Here is a 19,688-nt window from a genome sequence, read left to right on the forward strand (position 1 = left end):
AAATGGACTGTGTCATGGCTAATGTCAAGCAAGTGGCAGTTCTGCAACCACCTGATTGAACGCGACTCGAGCTTTCTGAGCTTGCTCTGATAACTCAACTTTTTTCGCTTGAGCTGTGCTTAGGTTGTTTTCAGCCTGCTCAAGTGCTTGTTGTAGGTTTTCAGGAAGCTCATGTGTTTCCATTTGTGCACCCTGTTCAAGAACATAAGCGCGGATTTCTTTCTTCACATCGGCAAGGGCTTTATAAGCTTCACGTTCAAGTTCTGCGGCTTCTTGTGCTGCGTCTTTCTCTTTCTCGAACTGTGCCAGTGCCATCCCTTCTGCCGACCATGGATCCATGTCTGGCAGCTCTTCGATGTTAATCGTCGGTTCGATGTAACTCTCTTGGTGACGTAAATCGAGGCTCGTTGCACGAACGGCTGAGATCATCAACATCACAGAGATAGCCAGTAGCGGTAAGCCACCAACAATCGCAGCCGTTTGAAGCGTGCTTAGACCGCCCAAGAACATCAGGATCGTTGGTAGGAATGATAGTGTGAATGCCCAGAACATACGGTTCCAACGCATTGGCTCTTCGGTTACGTTGTTCTGAACCACAGAAGCCAGAATGTAAGATATAGAGTCAAAGGTTGTCGCAGTAAAAATAATACACAACAGTGTAAATACGGCGATCACTAACGTGCTCATTGGCAGTTGTGCCAGCATCGAGAAGATAGCTTTGGTTGCGCCTTCTTCGTTTAGGATTGCAACGACATCGAGTTCACCAGATAACTGTAGGGATAAACCGTAGTTACCTAAAATCATGAAGAATAAGAAGCAGCCTAATGAACCAAAGAAGATAGAGCCTGACACCATTTGTTTAATGGTTCTGCCGCGAGAGATGCGCGCAACAAACAGGCCCATGCTTGGTGCAAAAACTAGCCACCATGCCCAGTAGAAAATGGTCCAATCTTGTGGGAAATGCGTATTTTCGAACGTACCGTAGCCGCCGAATGGTTCTGCCCACGTTGCCATCACAAAGAAGTTAGACAATAGGCGACCAATCGAGTCTAGACCCGTCTCAAGCATGAAAATCGTTGGGCCAGCGATTAGGACGAATATCAATAGTCCCATTGCGCCCCAGAAGTTGATGTTACTGAGGATCTTGATGCCTTTTTCCAAACCAGCATACGATGAGTATGCGAATATAGCAGTACAAACCAGAAGCACCATAACTTGAGTTACGTTATTTTTTGGTAGGCCGAATAAGTGGTTAAGACCTTCAGTAATAAGAGGTGCTGCTAAACCTAACGTTGTTGCTGCGCCACCTAATAGGCCAAAAATGAATAGGATATCTACAACTTTACCCGCAACGCCGCGGCTATGGTGTTCACCCAATACTGGCATCAATGCACTAGAAATTTTTAGTACAGGTTGTTTACGTACATAGAAAAAGTAAGCAATTGGAATAGCAGGGATTAGGTAAATAGACCAAGCAATTGGACCCCAGTGGAATAAACCATAGGTCGCAGCCCAACGAACGGCTTCTTCACTGCCGGGTTCTAGTTGAAAAGGAGGTGATTGGTAGTAGTAAGCCCACTCGATACAGCCCCAGTACAAGATACTTGCCCCGATACCACCACAGAAAAGCATTGCTGCCCATGAAGCGGTTTTAAATTCAGGTTCTTCATCGGCTTCACCCAGTTTAATTTGTCCCATATCACTGAACACAACGTAAACCATGAAGGCACAAGCTGCGAGTCCAAGCGCTAGGTACAAGAAACCAAGTTGGTCTGTCATAAAGGTTTTAGCGACCGCGATCCAGTCTGCTCCTTGCGTCGGGAACATAATCAGCGGGAAGATGATCGTGAGTAGGAGTGCTATCGCACCAAAAAAGGTTGGCTTATCAATAAGCGCAAAAGAGTTTTTCACGAGTATTATTCCATTAAAATGAGAGCGGAATTATGTCGTGAACTCGTTTTTTAGGACAAATCAGGTGTGTTGTCGTGACGATAAATCACTTTTTTGCAATGAAAGAGGCTCAGAGCAATAGGGTCAATGTAAGCAGTGCTGTGCAAACAATGCACGTGGTGCAGTGAAAGTAATGCCGTAAAGGAAAGTAAGGCTATATAAGAGCGAGAAGAATACCACCAACCGTTGCCGCTGCGGATAAGTATTGCCCTGCTGAATAAGAACCATCGTCCTCTTCTTCAATTTTATCTGGGTGATCCATACCTAATGCGCCGTGAGCAAATGACTCAACCTTATCAGTAACGGTCGCGTTTTCAGCTTCGACTTTCTTGGCTTCTTTATCGATTTCTTTAAGGGCAGATAATAGGGCTTTGCCCTCATCGGAAAGTTTAACGGTGTTTTGCTCAACCTTAAGAGGTGCAGGCTTTTCAGCTTCAATGCTTTTAGCTTGTGCGTTCATTTGCGAAGGTGAATACAGCTGAGTGTTACTCGTTCCTACTGGCGTCATATCGCTCTCCTTACCTATCCTTAAATATAGTATCGGCAGAGGTGTGAAAAACTTGTGCATTTAATCACCGTGGTGATGTTTTTTTATTCGCACAATATATCTTCGTCTGCTTAATCAAAACTGCTTGGTAATTAAGCAATTCCTATGCCGATATCAATATTTATCTTAGGGATCGATTGAACAAGCTTTTAGTTTGCCAGACTTGTAGCATGCCAGACCTAAACTTGAATAAGATTAAGTCTGGATAGCGAGTTTAGTCGCACTTGAGATCGGATCCGCGCTTAGATAGGTGCTTATATGCCTTCATTCGGTTCTCTTTCTTTACAAAGCGAGCCGGTGGCGCGAGAACTTCAAGCTGATAGTCACTGCTATCCGATGAGATCTCTTCAACTGGGCTGATGATGGCAATTTTCAAATCAGGGTTACGACGTAGAATCGATGCTGCAGTGCCTAAACCACCTTCGGTGTGGAACTTACCGGCCACATGAATCACTTGTTGGTCTGGGTTCGATGCGAGGTAATCAACAATCGATTCTGCCATGGTTTCGTCCCATGTGACTTGAGCCGCAAACTGTTTTTCTGTTTGCTCTGGTGTTCCGTGATGCATCGAAGCCATGAACTTTTCTTTATAAGGGCTATCGCCAGTATCCACTTCTGAAGCAATCCATTGACGTTGTTCCGTCGTTAGCTGATCTAGATAGGATAATCCTTTACGGCCGATACACTGTACAAAGGGTTTTGGTGCGTTTGCCGCAATGATATCGACGTCGTTGGTTTTAGCGAACTCCACTAACGCGCGGTAATCACTTTCGTAATTTGGCCAAGCAGCGGCTTGAGACATAAGAACTTGTTCGCCAATCTCATCATTTAGGTATCGGTTTAATGTGTCTTGATGCTCTCGAGTGAATTGTTCCATTGAAAGCGCGATGTTTGATGTGGCGTTGCGGCGCACTTTTAAAAAATCGGTTTGGAAGCGATGGATTGCCGAGTGAGTGTGCCATTCGCCAATAAGAACCACATCAGCGTCAATCAGCTGTTTAGGTAATGCATTGAGAGAAAGCGCTTCGCCTTGTGGAGACGCGAATTGGTAGTCGTAGAATGTGGAAACGGCTTGCGTTTGCGTGTTAGCCACTTGTTGAGAAGTGCTGTTTGAAGGTTGATTAGCACAAGCTGTAAGTAGGGTAGCTAATCCGATAAGAATAATACGTTGCATGAAATGCCTCCTTGAAGAACACGCATACTAAAGGAGGCAAGATGAGATTTCAATGCAAACGATAATCAATATCAATTAAAGTTGTTTGCGGTACACTCGTAGCATAAAGTCAGCTTCACAGTTGAATTGCTCTGAATCGGTGAGTTGTTGTTTAAATTCTTCACTCGCTTTCCAAGCAAACGGCGTCATCTGTAGCAGGTCGAATGCGTCTGACCCCGATAGTTCCATCATATAGTTTAGTTGCTCTTGGTGCTCAAGAGTAAAACCTTCGATCATCTCTGGATCTTCATCGTGCAAACGAACGCCATCATAAATCGCATCACGCAGCTGATAAAGGTGTCGGCTAGCAGGTGTCACGGTGACCACCACACCATTGTCTTTGATGGTGCGTTGCAGCTCTTCTGCCTTGCAAGGCGCGTAAATGCGTAGAATGCCGTCTAAGCTATTTTCCGCAAAGGGTAGGCGATGGCTAGAAGCGACTGAGAAGTCGACCGCTGGGTAGCGTTTAGCGGCGTATTTGATAGCAATCTTAGAGATATCTAGACCAAAAGTAGCGCCATTCTTTTCTTGAAGGTTTACCGCAATTTCATTGGTGTAATAACCTTCACCACAACCTATATCTAATAGGCTAGGGGCTGTTTCTGGCAGATAGCTAGCGCATAAACCAACAACGGCTTGGCGCATTGGATTGTAGTGGTTGCCTTCAAGGAAGCGGCGACGAGCCTGCATCATCTCTTTGTTGTCACCTGGATCTTTTGAGCGTTTGTGGTGTGCTGGCATCAAATTGACATAGCCTTCTTTCGCTAGGTCGAACTGATGGTTCTTTTCACACTTAAACGTACGATCGTTTTGAGATAAAGGTTGGTGACACAAAGGGCATTGGTAAGTCATTGCAAACTCGAGGTAGAAATTTCAAGTCCAAAATTTTAACAGGAAGCATAGTGGGGCGCTAGAATAAACGCAGTTGTCTTGGCTAACGGCAATCCGTAAATAGGTAGAGCCAGTTAGTGAAGAGATAGGGCCAACGTATGGCTGGCTCTATTGGTTATGAGCAGGTCACTGATAGAAACAGTGAACTCGGTTTCTAGCTAAAGAAGTTAACTTGGTTCTTTAACGACTCAGCTTGTTTTTGAAGTTCATCAGCACTGTGAGAAGTCTTAGCGCTGGTTTCACGGCTTTGTTGGTTCAAATCGCTGATCGCATGCGCGTTCGCTGCTATTTCTTGAGAAACCTGAGCTTGCTCTTCTGATGTCGCAGCGATGGTTTCAGCTTGAGAAGCAATAGACTCAACTTGAGAGGCTATCGACTCTAGAGCCGTGCCTGCTTCTTGCGCTTTATCGAGTACTTGGTTGGCATTCGATTGGCTTTGTGTCATCAGGTTCACGGCATTGTTAGTGGAAGATTTCAACTTCTCGATGATGCTCACTACGTCTTGCACTGACGTTTGTGTACGATGAGCCAATGTTCTTACTTCGTCAGCGACAACGGCAAAACCACGACCCTGATCACCCGCACGCGCAGCCTCTATCGCAGCGTTCAACGCAAGTAAGTTGGTTTGTTCTGCGATGTCATCAATCATCTTGGTGACGGTTTGAATGCTTTCGCTATCAGAACTCACTTGCTCGATGGCCGATGCTGACTTGTCTAATTGATCATTTAGCTGGGCAACATCAATACACACACCTTCAACGACTTCTAAACCTTTCTGGCTGTCTTCATTGGCAAGGCGAACATTTTCAGCAATGCTGTTCACTTGCTGTGCCACTGATTCAGCAGAGGTGGCCATCTCTTCAATGGCCGTAACGACTTGCTCAACCTGTGCTTGCTGGCGGTCAGACTGGCTCAGGTTGTGGCTGGCATCTTGTGACACACTGCTCGAGCTATTCTGAACTTGATCACTGGTCGTACGTATCTCGCCCACGAGTGTATTCAATTGAGCAGCCATGTTTGCAACGCCGGTATTTAGGTTGCTGATCTCGTTTTTTGTTTGCTTGCCATTGTTTGGGATATGCAGGCTTACTTCGCCTTTTCCTAAACGCAGCATGTACTCGTTTAACGTCGTTAGTGGCGTCAGTGTACGGTTTAACACGAAGGTTAACGCGACGATGGTAGCGGCAGCAATCAAGGTAGCAATAATAGCGATGAGCTCGAGTAATTCATCACTGCCCTTGGTCACTTCCTTGATAAAAGTACCGCCAAGTAGTTTCCAATCCCAACCAGGAACTTCAGTGTAGACGAGATACTTTTCGCCTACCGTTCCTTGGTACTCAAAAGGGTAGAGAATCAAACCGGATTGCTGTTCAAAGATCTGATAGAAAGGTTTGTTGCCGTCGTAGTCAGCAACATCAACAATCGATTTACCACCGCCAACGTTAGTAGGGTGCAGTAAGTACTGGCCTTGATGCTCTTTCTCGTTATCAACAATGATGGTGTATCCCGTATCCCCCCAAGAAACAGAGCGTAGAGATTCAAACAGGCTTTGAGTCGCCTCTTCTACTGGCAGACCAATGAAAGAGACACCGTTTACTTTGCCTTGAGCATTGGTCAAAGGCGCATAGTAGGTGATGTAACGTTGACCGAAGAGCTTAACTTGAGAGTAATAAGGCTGGCCATTTTTGAGTTTGCTATAGCCTGGATGATTTTTCCCTAGCGTGGTCGCAACGACTCGTTCGCCTGAAGGTTTTTTAAGAGAAGTAGAGACACGAATAAAGTCGTCGCCAAATGGGGCAAATAGGGTTGCTACGGCGCCGGTGTCGCGGGTAAAGCTATCAACGAGTTTAGTGTCATTTATTAGGCTCTCACCATATTGAGTCATGTTGGGAATTGAATGACCGTTGAACTCAACGTCATAACTTTCAACATAAACACCTGCTAGGTAACCGTTACGAAAAGTGGATTCTAAAACTTTAGCGGTATGCAGGTAAGCATCAAACTGACCAGAGATGGTTTTGGCCATCGCTTCTACTTTGGATTGGTGTTCTTTTAACGTGTTGTCTAATAATACCTGTGAGGCATTGCGGTACACGAGTGTTGCAATGGAGCCAAAGGCAATAAGCAAGCACAGCAAAATGACCAACTTAAGTTGGAAACCAACACTTTGATTTTTGTATTTCTCGAACATGAATTCACTATCCTGTCTTCATTGAGGTGTTGTTAAGTGGTTTTAAGGAAGTTTGTTATTGATCTTTCTATCATAGGTACTTATTTATCGGCAGTAATTGATAATAATTAATGAATTGATAGTTATATTTATAAACTAGAGTGATGAGAGCCATGTGGCGTGGAGTTAAACGAAGAGGTGATGGACTACGGGCTTGTGTTAAGACATTGATTACTAGACGGTACGTGTGAGGTTCGGGGCAATAAAAAATGCAGCGTTATGAGCTGCATTTTTTTAATTCGATTAGCTAGAAGCTTAGTTCGAAGAGATAACCGTAATAAGCTGGTGGCTCTCGCCAGGCTGCAGCGTTTTACCAGCTTCTAGGCTTGGTGCGTGTAGTGTTGATTCTACACACATCATGGTTAGGTAACCGTCGTTTTGCATGTCGCCCATAGCTGTTGCGCCTTCCGCCCACGGGTTCCACAATACTGCAGAGTTATGACCGTGGTTCTCAACGGTTAGCGTGCGATCCAGCTTTTTGTCAGCAACAAAGATTTGCGCTTCTGGTTGTGTGTAAACGCGGTCAATCGTGTCGGTTAGTACCAGTTCAGAACCACCTTGGCAGATCTTGCCACCTTGCAGACTATCAATGTACTCAGCACCCATACCGGTTGTGGTTGTGTTTTGAATATCACCTACATTTAGGTAAGTGTGCAGTGCGCCAGAGAAAGTCCATGGTTGTGAATCTGTATTCTTCACGTCCAACGTTACTTTTAGTTGGTCACCAATTTCAACATTCAGTCGAGCATCGAACTGATGCGGCCACACAGCCAGAGTCGCTTCGCTAGGCTTTAGGCCTAGGCTTACAATAACGCCTGCTTCGCTTTCACGGTGCTCAATTAATTGCCATTCGCTTGAACGTGCAAAACCATGAGCAGGTGCAGCAATGCGACCAAACCAAGGCCAACATACTGGAATACCACCACGTAAGGCTGTTTTTCCATCGAATTTAGCTTGTTGGCTCATCCAAATAAGGTCTTGTTGGCCTTGTGGTTGGAATGACACCACATGGCCGCCAAACAATGAAATAGCTGCGTTTGCTTTATCGTGGATAACGCGAACCAGTTTTACATCTTCGTGTTCAACGATAGTCACGTTATCAGAAAGTACAGTCAGTGCAGGTAGAGTAGATAAATCCATTACATGATCCTTCTAAGGAAATTGAATTCAAATGCTGACTAGAGTGATGCTTGTGAGTCGGTGATTAACAAGCTTAGACAGTATTGGAATTGAACTTCACTGTTTTGTTTACAAGACGTCGAAAAGATAGCAGGTATTAAAAAGGCGACACTAAGGTCGCCTTTTTCAAAGTCTGCTCAAAACAGTCTTCGCTAATGCTTATCTAAAGCTATTTCTAAAAAGAAATTACTTAGAGATGTGAGCGATTAGGTCTAGAACTTTGTTTGAGTAACCGATTTCGTTGTCGTACCAAGATACAACTTTAACGAATTTGTCAGTTAGAGCAACACCAGCTTTAGCATCGAATACTGAAGTTTGAACTTCACCGATGAAATCTTGTGATACTACTTGGTCTTCAGTGTAACCAAGAACGCCAGCCATTTCGCCTTCAGAAGCTTCTTTCATTGCAGCACAAATTTCTTCGTAAGATGCAGATGCTTTAAGGTTAACAGTTAGGTCAACTACAGATACGTTAGCAGTTGGTACGCGGAAAGCCATACCAGTTAGAAGGCCGTTTAGTTCTGGAAGAACAACGCCTACAGCTTTAGCAGCACCAGTTGAAGATGGGATGATGTTTTGAGAAGCACCACGGCCACCGCGCCAGTCTTTAGCAGAAGGGCCATCTACAGTTTTTTGAGTTGCTGTAGTAGCGTGAACTGTAGTCATAAGACCAGACTCAATGCCCCACTTATCGTTAAGTACTTTAGCGATAGGTGCAAGACAGTTAGTAGTACAAGAAGCGTTAGAAACGATGTCTTGACCAGCGTAAGATGCTTGGTTAACGCCCATTACGAACATTGGAGTTGCATCTTTCGAAGGACCAGTAAGAACTACTTTCTTAGCGCCAGCAGTGATGTGCTTACGTGCAGTCTCGTCAGTTAGGAAAAGACCAGTTGCTTCAGCAACTACGTCTACTTCGATAGCATCCCACTTAAGATCTTCTGGGTTACGCTCAGCTGTAACACGTACAGTTTTACCGTTAACGATTAGGTTACCGCCTTCAACTTCAACAGTACCGTTGAAACGGCCGTGAGTTGAGTCGTACTTAAGCATGTATGCCATGTACTCTACGTCGATTAGATCGTTAATACCTACTACTTCGATGTCTGCACGCTCTTGAGCTGCGCGGAATACGAAACGGCCGATACGGCCAAAACCGTTAATACCTACTTTGATAGTCATTGTAGTTGCTCCACAACTTAATTTCTGATTAAAGATAACTGGTAGTAAAATTACAGAATCCAGTATACATCTGCAATAGATAATCCGACTTAACTTGTTTAATGTCAAAAAAAAGCGACGCTTTTCTTAACAATTGGGCGTAAGTGGTTGAAAATTGACCATTGCAAGTGGCTCTGTACCCTTCCAGTTGGGTAAAATACCCCTAAATGATGATTCACTTATGAGTGTATATGTACAATGTTTCCTGGTGAGAAAGTATGTGCTACAAAACGACTGATATGCAAGCCTTTATAGAAAAAAGTAAATATAATAACAGAGAATGTGGAGAGATATTAACGTGGTTCAAAAGGGAGGAAATATGATAAAGCCTGATGAATACTGGCGTGAGCGCCTAACGGACGACGAATTTGCTGTGTGCCGTGAACGTGGTACTGAAGCCCCATATAGCGGTAAGTTACTGCACAACCATAACACTGGTGTCTATAGCTGCACATGCTGTGAAAGCCCTTTGTTTCTGTCGGATAACAAATATGACTCTGGGTGCGGTTGGCCAAGCTTTGATGCCCCAGTAAGTGATGAAGCGGTACGCTATATAGAGGATCTAAGTCACGGAATGAAGCGTGTGGAGATCCGTTGTACTGCATGTGATAGCCATTTAGGTCACGTTTTTCCTGATGGCCCGCAGACAACAGGTGAGCGATTCTGTGTTAATTCTGTGTCGTTAATTTTCAACAAAAATGACAAAAGTACGAAATAACTTGTAACTATTGTTTAATCCTTACAGGTCGTACTTGTCGATTAAGGACTACTGAACAGCCCAAGATTTCAGAATTAACTCTAGTACAAATAAAAACAGCTACCATGACGGTAGCTGTTTTTTTATGCATTAAGAAATCAAAACTAATAGTTCGGCACTATAGACGCGGTGTAAACGCCGTCTTCAATGGCTTCGACAATCTTTTCAGCATCATCATTGAATTGTTTGTATTGAGGTTTGTCGAAACGATACAGCACAGTGAGCTCAGCTTCAGAAGCAATGGGCACATCAAAGTCTTTGGCAACCATTGCCCACACATACGCTTTTTCCATATGACCAAGGCTGTGGTTGATACTGGCCATCGACTTGAAGATTTCAGTGTTGACGACCGAACCATTTGAAAGCGTTAACGCATTATTGAGTAGCTTAAGCGTTTTTGCATGATCACGGGTGGTATAGAAGGTGGCTAAGGCATATTGCATTTCTGCCGTATTTAACGCTTCTTTCCCTTCTAGCTGTAAGAAACTGCGCCTTGCATTGGTATCCCCAGTTTGCGACCACAAGAAGTAAAGCGTTTCCGGTGTATTGGATTGCGATAGTTCATCTACAATACGCTCAGACTCTTCGATGCTATGCATTAAAGAGGTAAAGCGACGCTCTTGCAGCTTAGATTGGTCAATCGTCTCGATCTGCGCCGCAAGCTCTAGGCACTTTTTGTACGCCGTGACTAATTTGAACTCTTTAATCTTATTGGCTTCTGAGGGTTGCTTCTGAACTTCAAATCGATGCCAGATGAGGTCGGTTCGTGCGACGCGACATTGCCCATCGTTCATGTTCAATTCCTCACACTGCAGCCCCGGATTACTTTGACAGAGTTGATCGGTATTTTTATTTCCTTCAAGACACCCAACCAGAGTGAAAGGTAATAGGCTAATTGCCAACCGTTTCATCATTTTCATATTCCTTCACTTGTGATCGAATGCACTTATTATCGGTCAGGTTCTTGACTCAATTCTGTTACGGGTTATTTTCTGGTGAAAATTGTTAAAACTAAGGCTTTATCATGGATGCAGAACAACTTCTTAGCGCAATGACACCCGAGGTCTACGAACGTTTAACTTACGCCGTTGAGACGGGTAAATGGCCAGAAGGTACGGCGCTCTCTAAAGAACAGCGCGACTCGTGTATGCAAGCCGTTATGTTATATCAATCTAAACATAACTCCGAAGCTCAACATATGACAGTTGCAGCTGGTGGTGATATTAGCTTTAAATCTAAGTCTGAGCTTAAGAAGCAATTTAAGTCAGACCAAGAAGATATTGTTAGGGTTAACCCGAATCATTAAGCTTAAATTACAACAAAGGGGCGGCACTGTGCCACCCCTTTAGCTGTTAAGCCGTTTATTTATAAGCAATAAAACGATTTAGTTCACGTTAAACGCCTGCGATTCCCATAAAACGACTGGGTTAATGCGAAGGTTTTGGTTAAACGTATAGCTAAACCTATAGCTACACCTCTGAACCTATAGCTACACCTCTGAACCTATAGCTCTAAACCTCTAAACCTATAGCTAAACAAGCTTATAAACTCATCTCACCGCGCAACACTTGTTGCATTTGATCCTTCACTTGTTCGTAGCTTAAGTTTTGGCTCAACAGGTAATGTAACTTCGCCAGTGCCGCTTCTGGTGTCATATCGTAACCACTGACAACTCCAGATTCTGCTAGTGCACAACCCGTCGCGTAACCACCCATATTGACTTTACCCGCCAAACACTGGGTTAGGTTCACTACAATCACACCTCGTTCTGATGCGTCTTTTAAGTGCTGAAGTAGCTCTTGATTTTGTGGTGCGTTACCAACACCAAACGTAAGCAAAATCATTGCGTTAACAGGTTGTAGTAGCGTGTTGCGAATCACCTCATGTGAGATGCCTGGATACATAGTGATTACACCGATGGGTTGCGGAGTAATGTTATGAACCTTGAAAGCACCTTCAGGTTGCTCGTTTACCTTTACGTTATTGCTGATCTGGATATTGATACCCGCTTCTAGCAATGGGGTTAGGTTTGGAGAGGTAAACGCATTGAAGCCATCTGCGTGTGATTTTGTGCTGCGGTTACCGCGCATCAACTTGTTGTTGAAGAACAGTGTCACTTCGTTGATCGGGTAGTTCGCTGCAATGTGCAGAGCATTCAGCAGGTTTGCTTGTCCGTCTGAACGTAACTCTGCCAATGGGATCTGAGAGCCCGTAACAATCACAGGTTTGCCGAGGTTTTCCAGCATGAAAGACAGAGCAGAGGCGGTGTAAGCCATTGTGTCTGTACCGTGTAGGATAACGAAACCATCGTACTTATCGTAGTTCGCGCGAATATCATCAGCGATAGTCTGCCAATCAAGTGGCGTCATATCTGAAGAGTCCATCAATGGAGAGTATTCATGAATGGTGTACTCAGGCATTTCTGGGCGATGGAATTCAGGCATGCCAGCTAGCTGTTTATCCATAAAACCTGCGACTGGGACATAGCCGTGGTCCAAAGACTTCTGCATGCCAATTGTGCCGCCGGTATACGCGATATAGATGTGTTTTCTTTCCATGGCGATTAATACTTAGTGTGATATAGGGAACAGGGGGGCGATTATAGCGAATTATCATGCAATAAAAAGAGGCGCCTCACACAGAGGCGCCTCTTGATAACAAAGCGTTGAGCTTATCTTATTGAACTTGGCAGTTTAAGCAAAAAGCGTATCGGCCTTGTGGGTCGTTAAAGTTGCCTAACAGCTGGCTATCTTGAGCTAACTGTTGAGTAACAGGTTGTAAACTGCTTGGAATCATTGATTGGATATCAAAGCCTATCGACATCTGAACTTGATTCATAAACTCTTGAATAAATTGTTCAGTCGTTGAAAGTGGTTCTTCTACCCAGTAGATGTTGTAGGTTTCAAGCTCTGCAAGTGAAGCCGCTGCCGCAATCGCATCATCAAAATCACCAATTTCATCGACTAGACCTTTCTGGATTGCATCTTGGCCAGTCCATACTCGGCCTTGAGCGATCTTGTCGACAGCATCGACTTCCATGCTGCGATTCTCTCCAACTAGGCTGATGAATCGGCGGTAACCGTTTTCAATGCCCATTTGGAACGCATCTTTCGCGCCGTCGCTAAGCCCAGTCGTAATACCAAGACCAGAGAAAGGTGACGTACCAACGCCATCAGTGTAAACACCAATATCGTTCAACCCTTTTTCGAAAGTTGTGATAACACTAAAGATACCAATCGAACCAGTTAAGGTCGTTGGTTGAGCCAGGATCTTGTCCGCACCCATCGAGATCCAGTAACCACCCGAAGCGGCAAGGCTAGACATCGACACAACAACCGGCTTGCCCGCTTGCTTGATCGCTTCAATTTCATTGCGAATCACTTCTGAAGCAAAGGCACTGCCGCCCGGGCTGTCTACGCGAAGTACAACGGCTTTTACTTTGTCGTCGTTGCGCGCTTGGCGAAGTAGTGCTGCTGTCGTATCACCACCAACGGTGCCACGTGGCTGCTTACCATCCATAATTGCGCCGCTAGCAACAATCACAGCAACATCGTGCGATTCACTTGTTAGGTCTGGAAGCATGGTTGTGCGGTACTCGTAGTACCCAAACGCGTTATAGCTGTCTTGACCATCACTGCCGAAGACGTCAGCAAGCTCTAGTCGTACTTGCTGGCGAGTTGCCAGTTCGTCAACTAAACCAAGCTTCTCTGCCAGTTTTGCGATATCGCCATCAACCGACTCAAGGTCTTTTAAGAAAGAGTCCATGCTTGGGTTCAAGGTTTTAGCATCGATCTGACGGTTGTTGCTCACATCATCAACGTATGCGCCCCATAATTGGCCTAACCAACGAGAAGCAGATTCTTTCGCTGCATCTGACATGTCGTCACGAATGAAAGGCTCGATAGCTGACTTATAGGTACCAACACGGAAAACGTGCGTGTTGACGTCTAGCTTCTCTAATAACGTTTTGTAGTAAAGCGAATAAGCGCTGTAGCCTTTAAGAAGAACCCCACCATCTGGTGATAGGAAGACTTTAGTTGCGTAGCTGGCTAGGTAGTATTGGCTTTGGTTGTAAAAGTCACCCACCGCATAAATTGGTTTGCCAGTTGCTTTGAACTCGTTGAGTGCTTTAGCAATGTAGCGAAGCTTGGTTAGATTGGTTTCTGGCAGTTCTTTGAGTGCTAAAACGATACCAGTAACGTTGTCATCGTCTTTGGCGTAGCGAATCGTTTCAACAATATCAAACAGGACGTTCTCTTTTGGAAGGTCTTTGCCAAGCAGTGAACCCGTGACCGAATCCATCGGGTTGATATAGCGACTTTGCTCCACGATAGGACCAGACAGGTTAAGTACTAAAGCCGATTCCTGTGGAACGGTGGGCTGAGCTGTGTCTGAGTGGAAGTATACAAAGTAGATGATGGCGATACTGAGTAAAAAGAAGAGGTTAACGAGCGCAAGACGCACAAACGTGATGAGCTTCCAAATCCCTTTAAAGATCATACCTATAAATTTGAATATCTTTTTCATTATGTCTCCGCAGTGAGATCACGTGGCTTTAACAAGCAACAGTACTATTAATCTCAATAATATGAACTGCTTAGTATCCTACGATAATTCCCTAGCTCAAACTACACCAAGAATTGTTAATCGATATATATTCTCATTAAGTGTAGACAAATTAAGGGTTTCTGAACGATTAATACCTTCAGCATTATGATCAGTGTTACAAAAATGTAAACGGTTGTTTGAACTTTTGGTGATTGAGTTATATTGTGGTCAGACCACAAGGATATAATAATAGAAGTGATGTCTGCCATGTACCCACATTTACTCGAACCACTCGATCTTGGATTTACTCAGTTACGTAACCGTGTATTGATGGGATCAATGCATACGGGTTTAGAAGAAAATAAAGAAGGCCTCCACAAGCTTGCCGCGTTTTATGAAGAGCGAGCAAAAGGAGGCGTTGGCCTTATTGTTACCGGTGGTTTCTCTCCTAATTTACGTGGCAGATTGACCCCATTTAGTGCTGAGTTCAGTAAAGTTAAGCACGCAAAAGCTCACCAAGTTGTTACCGAGGCCGTGCATAAGCATGGCGGTAAAATTGCCCTTCAGTTGCTGCATGCTGGCCGCTATGCAATGCACCCATTCGCGCAAAGTGCTTCGGGCATCAAAGCACCAATCGCTAAGTTTGCACCGAGTGAGATGAGCCCTCGTCAAATTAAAAAGACCATCGGTGCTTTTGCCAACAGTGCAGAGCTAGCTCAGGTTGCTGGCTATGACGGCATTGAGATTATGGGCTCTGAAGGCTACTTGATTAACCAATTTATCTGTAAACGTACCAACATGCGTTATGACGAATGGGGCGGTTCTTATGAGAAGCGCATGCGTTTCCCATTAGAGATCGTTAAATCGATTCGCGAAGCGGTGGGTAAAGATTTCATCATTATTTTCCGCTTATCGATGCTGGATTTGGTTGAGCAAGGTAGCACGTTCGAAGATGTTGTACTTCTGGCTCAGAAGCTAGAAGAAGCGGGCGTGACCATTATCAATACTGGTATTGGTTGGCATGAAGCTCGTGTTCCTACGATTGCGACACAAGTTCCAAGAGGGGCATTCTCTTGGGTGACGGAAAAAGTTAAACCATACGTGTCTATCCCAGTGGTGACATGTAACCGTATCAACACGCCAGAAGAGGCCGAACGTATCCTCAGCTCAGGACAGGCCGACATGGTATCAATGGCTCGTCCATTTTTGGCTGACCCTGATTTCGTAAATAAAGCGGCTCAAGACCAAGCTCAGTTCATTAACACCTGTATCGGTTGTAACCAAGCTTGTCTTGATAACGTATTCAAAGGCAAAAGAGCGAGCTGTTTGGTGAACCCTCGAGCTTGTTACGAAACTGAAATTGTTGTGCAACCTGCCGAAGCGACCAAAACTATTGCTGTTGTTGGCGCTGGGCCTGCTGGTTTAGCCTGTGCGACGACGTTGGCACAGCGTGGTCATAATGTTGATCTGATTGAGAAAAATGACCGTATCGGTGGACAATTTAGATTGGCAATGCAGATTCCGGGTAAAGAAGAGTTCAGAGAAACCATTCGTTACTTTGCTAACCAAATAGATGCATCAGGCGTGAACTTAAAACTGGATACTGAAGCGACGTTTGAGATGTTGTTGAAGTACGATGAAGTCGTAATGGCGGCCGGTGTTGAACCTCGAAAGCTTGATATTGAAGGGATAGATCAAGAAAACGTAGTCGACTATCAAACCTTGATTCGCGAAAAGACACCAGTAGGCGAAAAAGTCGCGATTGTTGGTGCCGGTGGTATTGGTATTGATGTGGCAACTATGCTGACAGAGCCGACCTCTCACAGCTTGGATGACTGGCTGCATGAGTGGGGCATTGATAAAAATATGGAACACCCTGGTGGACTTTATCCTTACCCTGATTCGTTCAGTGATAAAACGGTTTGGGTGATGCAGCGTAAAGCAGGTCGTGTCGGTAAAGGCCCGGGCAAAACTACAGGTTGGATTCATAAACGCACATTAGAAAAACGTGGTGTGAATTTACTTGGTGGCGTGAGCTACAACAAGATTGACGACCAAGGTCTGCACATCAGCGTTGGTAAGAAAGATCAGGTACTCGATGCCGATTCCGTTATCGTGTGTGCGGGTCAGGTTTCAGTTCGTCCATTCGAAGACATGTGGCAAGAGTTTGGTGGCAAACTGCACGTGATAGGCGGTGCCGATTACGCGGGTGAACTGGATGCAGTACGTGCTATCCGTCAAGGTGTTGAGTTAGCGATCAAGTTATAGAATCAGCGATTAAACTGTAATTATATCGATAGACACGCTCGTTCAATCCGTTGAACTAGACTATTAAACAAGGCTCCTAAGTCATAGATTTAGGAGCCTTTATTGTTTCTAGTGTCGTTTCAAATATGGCTTTAAATGGACAGCTGTTGAGATTTATTATCGTTTGTGTTTTGTGCTACAGTTCAACTATACAAACAATAAAATTAGTAAGGACTTCAAATGGATGCTTTGGATCTATTGCTCAACAGACGCTCAATCGCAAAACTCTCTGATCCAGCACCTGAAGGTGTGGCGTTAGAAAACATCATCAAAGCGGGCTTAAGAGCTCCAGATCACGGCGCTCTAACACCATGGCGCTTTGTTATCGCGCAAGGTTCTGGTCTACAAAAGCTTTCAGACATCTTGGTGCGCGCCGCACAAGCTGATGAAAGCGAAGAAGCGGTTATCGAGAAAGTTAAAAAAGCGCCGTTTCGAGCTCCAATGGTGATCACTATCATCGCCAAGGTAACTGAGCACGACAAAGTGCCTGCATTCGAGCAACATTTGTCTGCGGGTTGCGCTGCACAAGCAATGCAAATGGCAGCCGTCGCTCAAGGTTTCCAAGGCTTTTGGCGCTCAGGTAAGTGGATGTTCCACCCAGAAGTACACCAAGCATTTGGCCTAGAAGGCGACGATGAAATTGTTGGCTTCCTGTATTTAGGCACGCCGGGCTGTACGCCAATGAAAGCGCCAGAACGTGACTTCTCAAAGTTCGTCGAGTTCTTGTAAAGAAAGCTAAAGCTTGAATAGTGGAATGCTAACTGTATAAACAACCAGTTTTTCTTGATTTATTAGGGCCACATTAGATAATGTGGCCCTAATTGTTTGTAGCATCTGGAAAAACATGTCTCGTCTTATTATTGCTGAAAAACCAAGCCTAGGCCGCGCGATCGCCGCTGCACTACCGAATCCACAGAAGAAAGACCAAGGGTTTATCAAATGTGGCAATGGGGATGTGGTGACTTGGTGTATTGGACACTTATTGGAGCAGGTTGAGCCAGACGCTTATGACGACCGTTATAAGAAGTGGAACTTAGCCGATCTCCCTATAGTGCCAGAGCAATGGCAACTGAGACCGCGTAAGACTTCAAGCAAGCAGCTTACGGTGATCCGAAAGCTATTAAAGGACGCGACCCAAATTGTTCATGCGGGTGACCCGGATAGAGAAGGGCAGCTGCTGGTTGATGAAGTGATTGATTACTTCAAGGTCTCTAAGGCTAAGAAAGAGTCGATGGACAGGCTACTTATCAGTGACTTGAACTTGCCAGCCGTGAAGCGTGCGCTCTCTCAAATGCGCAGTAACCGCGATTTTATTCCACTTTCTATTTCTGCATTGGCGCGCTCTAGAGCCGATTGGCTGTATGGCATGAACATGACTCGAGCTTACACTTTGCTTGGGCAAAAGGCGGGCTATCAAGGCGTGTTGTCGGTAGGGCGAGTACAAACCCCGGTACTTGGTTTGGTGGTGAGACGTGATGAAGAGATCGAGAACTTCATTCCGAAAGATTATTTTACTCTGCATGCGCTGATCCCTTATCAAAACAACGGTCAGAGCTTTGATATTCGTGCGCGTTGGAAACCAAGCGAAGCATGTAAACCTTGGCAAGATGAAGAAGGCCGCGTGCTCAATCGAAAGCTGGTTGAGAACGTGGCTAACCGAATTACGAATCAACCCGCGACGGTGACGGAATCAGAGCAAAAGCAAAGTAAACAAGCTGCGCCATTGCCTTATTCGTTGTCAGCCTTGCAAATTGATGCGTCTAAGCGTTTTGGTATGAGTGCTCAACAGGTACTCGACACTTGTCAGTCGTTGTACGAGAAGCACAAACTCATCACTTACCCACGTTCTGACAGCCGCTATCTACCTAAAGATCACTACTCACAAAGAGAGTCGGTCGTGGATGCTATCGCTAACAATGCGAAAGATCTGCAAAGTGGTGCTCAAGGTGCGGACCTTTCTCTTAAATCAAAAGCATGGAACGACAGCAAGGTTGATGCTCACCACGCGATAATCCCAACACCGAAGAAATCATCGGTGAATGGCCTGTCTGCCAATGAGATGAAAATCTATCAGCAAATTGCTCGTCAGTATCTAATGCAATTCTACCCGCCTGCCATTTTTGCCGATGCCAAGTTAGTTTTTGATATCGCTGGTGGCGTATTCATTGCCAAAGGACGTCAGCTTATCAATCCAGGTTGGAAAGTGTTGATGGGCAAAACGGATACTGAAGAGAAAGGTGATGGTACGGATACGGTGCCTCCATTAGATAAAGGAACGGTACTCACTTGCCGTGAAGGCATTATTGGTGATAAGAAAACCGAGCCACCAAAGCACTTCACGGAAGCGACCTTGCTACAAGCGATGACTGGTATCGCGCGCTTTGTCGCAAACAAAGACCTTAAAGCCATTTTGAAAGAGACCGATGGTCTTGGCACAGAAGCAACCCGTGCGGGTATTCTAGATACTTTGTTCAAGAGACAACTGTTAACGCGACAAGGTAAAAGCATCCATAGTAGCCCGGCGGGAAGAGGCTTGATTAATGCTTTACCTGAGGACTCGACCTTTCCCGACATGACGGCTCACTGGGAGCATCAGTTGCAAGGCATGGCTGAACGAAACCAAGCGTATCAACCTTTCATGCAAGCGTTAGAAAGTAAGATTGATGGTTTGATGGGTAAAGTGAAAACGGGAGAAGTCCCTGAATCCCTACGTCATCTTCCTAAAGTTGAAAGACCAGCATTCAAGCGCCGTAAAGCTGGTGGGACAAGGAAGAAGACTTACGCTAAGAAAGGTACTAAAAGCTAAGAATTAATTGTTAGGGACTGAGATCAACAACTGTCCATT

15 protein-coding genes are annotated in these 19,688 nt (G+C 45.0%); 5 read left to right on the forward strand and 10 right to left on the reverse strand.

Features of this window, described 5'->3' with window-relative positions:
* Positions 1–24 precede the first annotated feature (24 nt).
* From AC3CHU_RS04720 to gap, 7 genes are all read right to left on the reverse strand, one after another.
* Positions 25–1,911, reverse strand: a complete 1,887-nt coding sequence (locus AC3CHU_RS04720; protein WP_017079506.1) for a BCCT family transporter — start codon at positions 1,909–1,911, stop codon at positions 25–27.
* A 193-nt stretch (positions 1,912–2,104) separates the two neighbouring features.
* Positions 2,105–2,458, reverse strand: a complete 354-nt coding sequence (locus AC3CHU_RS04725) for a hypothetical protein (protein WP_102449379.1) — start codon at positions 2,456–2,458, stop codon at positions 2,105–2,107.
* Between the two features lie 253 nt (positions 2,459–2,711).
* Positions 2,712–3,671 (reverse strand): ChaN family lipoprotein, encoded by a 960-nt coding sequence (locus AC3CHU_RS04730; protein WP_488525166.1) that lies wholly within the window; start codon positions 3,669–3,671, stop codon positions 2,712–2,714.
* Positions 3,672–3,746: 75 nt separating this feature from the next.
* Positions 3,747–4,562, reverse strand: coding sequence for a 23S rRNA (guanine(745)-N(1))-methyltransferase (gene rlmA, locus AC3CHU_RS04735; protein WP_488525167.1), 816 nt, complete (start codon positions 4,560–4,562; stop codon positions 3,747–3,749).
* A gap of 193 nt (positions 4,563–4,755) precedes the next feature.
* The gene (locus tag AC3CHU_RS04740; protein WP_237290297.1) at positions 4,756–6,792 is read right to left on the reverse strand and encodes a methyl-accepting chemotaxis protein; all 2,037 of its coding nucleotides are present in this window, start codon (positions 6,790–6,792) and stop codon (positions 4,756–4,758) included.
* A gap of 294 nt (positions 6,793–7,086) precedes the next feature.
* On the reverse strand, positions 7,087–7,971 hold the full coding sequence (locus AC3CHU_RS04745) for a D-hexose-6-phosphate mutarotase (protein ID WP_488525168.1): 885 nt from the start codon (positions 7,969–7,971) through the stop codon (positions 7,087–7,089).
* 225 nt (positions 7,972–8,196) lie between these two features.
* Complete coding sequence (gap, locus tag AC3CHU_RS04750; RefSeq protein ID WP_026012234.1) at positions 8,197–9,192, reverse strand: type I glyceraldehyde-3-phosphate dehydrogenase; 996 nt, start codon at positions 9,190–9,192, stop codon at positions 8,197–8,199.
* Positions 9,193–9,511: 319 nt separating this feature from the next.
* Here gap and msrB point away from each other — a divergent pair, with 319 nt between their 5' ends.
* A complete protein-coding gene (gene msrB, locus AC3CHU_RS04755; protein WP_017072517.1) occupies positions 9,512–9,949 on the forward strand; it encodes a peptide-methionine (R)-S-oxide reductase MsrB in 438 nt (145 codons plus the stop codon).
* Between the two features lie 143 nt (positions 9,950–10,092).
* On the opposite strand, the gene AC3CHU_RS04760 is transcribed toward msrB, so the two are convergent.
* Positions 10,093–10,899: a DUF2989 domain-containing protein gene (locus AC3CHU_RS04760; protein ID WP_029222678.1), complete on the reverse strand. Its 807-nt coding sequence runs from the start codon at positions 10,897–10,899 to the stop codon at positions 10,093–10,095.
* A gap of 113 nt (positions 10,900–11,012) precedes the next feature.
* On the opposite strand from AC3CHU_RS04760, the gene AC3CHU_RS04765 reads away from it, so the two are divergent.
* Positions 11,013–11,294 (forward strand): YeaC family protein, encoded by a 282-nt coding sequence (locus tag AC3CHU_RS04765; protein ID WP_017092496.1) that lies wholly within the window; start codon positions 11,013–11,015, stop codon positions 11,292–11,294.
* Positions 11,295–11,529: 235 nt separating this feature from the next.
* Here AC3CHU_RS04765 and ansA read toward each other — a convergent pair whose 3' ends face one another.
* On the reverse strand, positions 11,530–12,546 hold the full coding sequence (ansA, locus tag AC3CHU_RS04770; RefSeq protein ID WP_004734091.1) for an asparaginase: 1,017 nt from the start codon (positions 12,544–12,546) through the stop codon (positions 11,530–11,532).
* Positions 12,547–12,664: 118 nt separating this feature from the next.
* Positions 12,665–14,515, reverse strand: a complete 1,851-nt coding sequence (sppA, locus tag AC3CHU_RS04775) for a signal peptide peptidase SppA (RefSeq protein ID WP_108093294.1) — start codon at positions 14,513–14,515, stop codon at positions 12,665–12,667.
* 279 nt (positions 14,516–14,794) lie between these two features.
* On the opposite strand from sppA, the gene AC3CHU_RS04780 reads away from it, so the two are divergent.
* From AC3CHU_RS04780 to AC3CHU_RS04790, 3 genes are all read left to right on the forward strand, one after another.
* Positions 14,795–16,804: an NADPH-dependent 2,4-dienoyl-CoA reductase gene (locus tag AC3CHU_RS04780; protein WP_171308520.1), complete on the forward strand. Its 2,010-nt coding sequence runs from the start codon at positions 14,795–14,797 to the stop codon at positions 16,802–16,804.
* 219 nt (positions 16,805–17,023) lie between these two features.
* On the forward strand, positions 17,024–17,572 hold the full coding sequence (locus AC3CHU_RS04785) for an NAD(P)H nitroreductase (RefSeq protein WP_171308437.1): 549 nt from the start codon (positions 17,024–17,026) through the stop codon (positions 17,570–17,572).
* A gap of 115 nt (positions 17,573–17,687) precedes the next feature.
* On the forward strand, positions 17,688–19,649 hold the full coding sequence (locus tag AC3CHU_RS04790; protein WP_488525169.1) for a DNA topoisomerase III: 1,962 nt from the start codon (positions 17,688–17,690) through the stop codon (positions 19,647–19,649).
* Positions 19,650–19,688: the final 39 nt, after the last annotated feature.

It is taken from the genome of Vibrio sp. QJM3NY_39 (assembly GCF_057785895.1).